The sequence below is a fragment of the Segeticoccus rhizosphaerae genome (assembly GCF_009192725.1).
GTDB lineage: Bacteria > Actinomycetota > Actinomycetes > Actinomycetales > Dermatophilaceae > Segeticoccus > Segeticoccus rhizosphaerae.
The window spans coordinates 1-3,235 of sequence record NZ_VOHR01000383.1; the positions used below are offsets into that span (position 1 = coordinate 1).

Annotated in this window: 3 protein-coding genes; 1 reads left to right on the plus strand and 2 read right to left on the minus strand. The window is 73.4% G+C overall.

The features are described from left to right. Positions 1-800: threonine/serine exporter family protein (locus FRW57_RS19375; RefSeq protein WP_162529430.1), on the plus strand; the 800-nt coding region annotated here is incomplete at its 5' end. A gap of 70 nt (positions 801-870) precedes the next feature. Here FRW57_RS19375 and FRW57_RS19380 read toward each other — a convergent pair. Then, the gene (locus FRW57_RS19380) at positions 871-2,220 is read right to left on the minus strand and encodes a DNA polymerase IV (protein WP_152186808.1); all 1,350 of its coding nucleotides are present in this window, start codon (positions 2,218-2,220) and stop codon (positions 871-873) included. 9 nt (positions 2,221-2,229) lie between these two features. Then, a complete protein-coding gene (gene rsgA / locus FRW57_RS19385; RefSeq protein ID WP_152186809.1) occupies positions 2,230-3,021 on the minus strand; it encodes a ribosome small subunit-dependent GTPase A in 792 nt (263 codons plus the stop codon). Between the last annotated feature and the right edge of the window lie 214 nt (positions 3,022-3,235).

The following is a 3,235-nucleotide window of genomic DNA, read 5'->3' on the forward strand; positions in this document are numbered from 1 at the left end:
CCGCCGTCGTCGCTGTGCTCGCGGCCGTCGCCGTCCGTTGGCGGTTGCTGCAGAGCCTGCTGCCGGTGGTCGCCGCCTTCGTGGTGGCCGCGCTGGTGCTGCTCGCCGCAGATGCCGCGCTGCTGGAGGGTCCGCTGCGCACGATGCTTCCGCCACTCGCCGTCCTGCTGCCCGGGGCGCTGCTGGTGACCGGTATGTCGGAGCTCGCCGCCGGTGCGATGGTCGCCGGCGCCTCGCGGCTGACCTTCGGCACCGTGCAGCTTCTCCTGTTCGCGCTCGGCGTGCTCGGGGCCGCGAAGGTCGTCGGCTCCGGCCCGGGGGCCCTCGTCAACACGCGCGTCGCCGAGCTCGGCCCGTGGGCGCCGTGGCTCGGCGTGGTCCTGGTCGGCATCGGTGTCTACTACAACGTGTCCGCGCCCCGTGGTGCGCTCCCGTGGATGTGGTTGGTGCTGCTGGTGACGTTTGCGGCACAGCTCAGCGGTCAGGTCGTCTACGGCGCTCCGGGCGGGGGGCTGCTGGGCGGGGTCGTGGCCGCTCTCGCCGCCACGGTCGTGCAGCGTCTCCCCGGCGGGCCGCCGTCGCTGGTGGTCTTCCTGCCGGCGTTCTGGTTGCTGGTGCCCGGCAGCCTCGGCCTGCTCGGCACGACCCAGCTCGCCGTGAGCACCGGCGACGGTGTGGCGTCGGCCCTGTCGGCGGTGCTGGTCGTGGTGTCGATCGCCCTCGGGGTGCTCGTTGGGTCGGCGCTCGGGAGATCGATCGAGCACCGCCTCGACCTGCGGGCCGCCGGGTCTCGCGTCTGAGGGCCGACGCGCGCGACGCGTGTCGCGGGCGGGAGAAGTCGGATCACGCACCCGGTCCCCGAGCCGTCGGTCAGGTGTGCCGGCCGACGGGCGTCGCCTCCCAGTCCGGTGGAGAGGTGGGAGCCAGGGCCGGGTCGTCGGCGGCAAAGGTCCGCACGGGGCCCGCGGGGGTCGTCGGTCCCTCGAATCGCACCGTGACGCGCCCCGCCCCGCTCCCCCACACCCAGCCGGGGCCGTGGCGTTCGTGCATCACGTCCTGACCGGTGCGCCACACCGGATCTTTGTGCGCGGTCACGCCGGCCGGCGCGGGGCCGGCGGCCTCCGACACCTGCTCCGCAGCGGAGACCTCCTCCCACTGCAGCTCGTCCTGGGCGTGAGCGGCCAGTCCGGAGACGCCGACTCCCAACAGGCGCAGCCCGTTCGTGGTGTCGAGCCCGGCCAGGAGCCGCCCTGCCACAGCCGCCACCAGGGCCGCGTCCGCGGTCGCCTGCCCGAGGGTGGACGAGCGCGTCACGGTGGAGAAGTCGTGGTGTCGGGCCTTGAGGGTGATGGTGCGGCCGAAGAGGCCGGTGGACACCAGCCGCTGTCCGACCCTTCGCGCCAGGGACTCGATCTCGTCCCTGAGGACGCGGTCGTCGGTGATGTCGGCGTCAAAGGTCTCCTCGGCCGAGATGCTCTTGGCCTCCCGCACCGTCACGACGGGACGGTCGTCGACGGCACGCGCCAGCTGGTGGAGGCCCGCGCCGTGGGCCTGTCCGAGGATGCTGACCAGGTCGACCAGGCTCAGTCCCGCGAGGTCGGCTACGGTCCGCACGCCGAAGGTGCGCAGGCGTTCCTCGGTGGCCGGCCCGACGCCGGCGATCACGGTCACGGGGAGCGGGTGGAGCAGCTCCAGCTCCTTCCCCGGCGCGACCACGGTCAGGCCCGCGGGTTTGTGAAGCTCCGAACCGATCTTGGCCATGAGTTTCGATGAGGCGATCCCGGCCGACGCGGTCAGTCCGCCCGTGCGCTCTCGGAGCCGGTCGAGCAGCTCGGTGCCCAGGGCGGTCACCCCCTCGACCGACAGGTCGTGCGCTCCCTCGGCGAGGTCGACGTAGGCCTCGTCGATGGACACCTGCTCCACGGCCGGTGAGAGCTCGGCGAGCAGGTCCATGACCACCGACGAGGACTTGCGGTAGGCGTCGAACCGCCCGGAGAGAAAGGCGGTCCCAGCCGGGCAGCGGCGGCGGGCCTCGGACGTGGGCATCGCGGAGCGTGCGCCGTAGGCCCGCGCCTCGTAGGAGGCCGTGGCCACCACGCCGCGACCCCCGACGCCGCCGACGATGACCGGCCGCCCGCGCAGGGAGGGCTTGTCCCGCTGCTCGACCGCGGCGAAGAAGGCGTCCAGGTCGAGGTGCATGATGCTCGGCTCGGAACGCACGCAGCGACGCTACCCCGGAGGGTCCTGTCGGGTCCGACCGGTCTGCACCACGCCGACCCGGGACAGGTCGATGAGGCAGCCACCCCCGGGGACCACGACGAGCCGGTCTGTGCCACCCGGAGGAGACCGCTGTGGCACGGGGATCGCGCCGGTCATCGCTGCGAGAAGTCCGGACCGCAGTCGTGGCGCACCGACCAGCAGCGCCGTCTCGTCACCGTGCAGCCGCTGGCGTAACCGGGCCATGCCCTCGGAGGACTTCGGGTTCCACCTGAGCACCTCCACCCCGTGCGCTCCGGACCAGTCCGGCGCGCCGGCCCCCGAAGGCGCCGACCGCCCTTCTGCCGCGACGACAACGGTGGGTATGTCCCCCCCGCGGGGCGGAAGTCCACGAGGCGCGTCGGGACCTCCCGTGGCAGCAGACAGCTGCTCGATCGGCAGGACCACGACGACCAGGTCGACGTTGGCTGCCATGGCCGGGCCGCTCGCACCGCCGGCGACCAGGCTGCGCACCGTGTTGTGCCGCGGCAGCACCAGTTCCACGGTCGCTGGCCCGTCGGGCCACTGGCGCACCACCACCCAGTCGCCGGGGCAGGGGGCCTGGTCAGGGTCCTCGGCCAGCTTGGCGAGGGCGGCTCCACCGAGACTGGTCCGCACCAGCCCATCGGCACCCAAAACGGCGCTGATCCCCTCGTCGTCGGTGGAGACGACGCGCGCCGGCTGCCCGCACCTCCCATACGTCCTCACCGTGTCGGACCAGCTCTCGTCCCACCCCAGCCGGTCCAGCCCGCGGGTACAGGTCATACCCGTGACGCTAGGGAAGGACCGTCCCGGGCGGCAAACGGATTACGGTGAGGTCACGACCAGTCCGTGCGTCCGCGTGCGACTAGTCTCGCGTCGTGCCCTGGGCGAAGACGACCGTGGCGCTGGCGCGCGCCTGCCATCCCGGCCCGACCCTCGCGGTCACGGCCCTCGCCGGTGTCTTCGCGGCCGGCTCCGGGCTCGGCGCGGCTCGCTG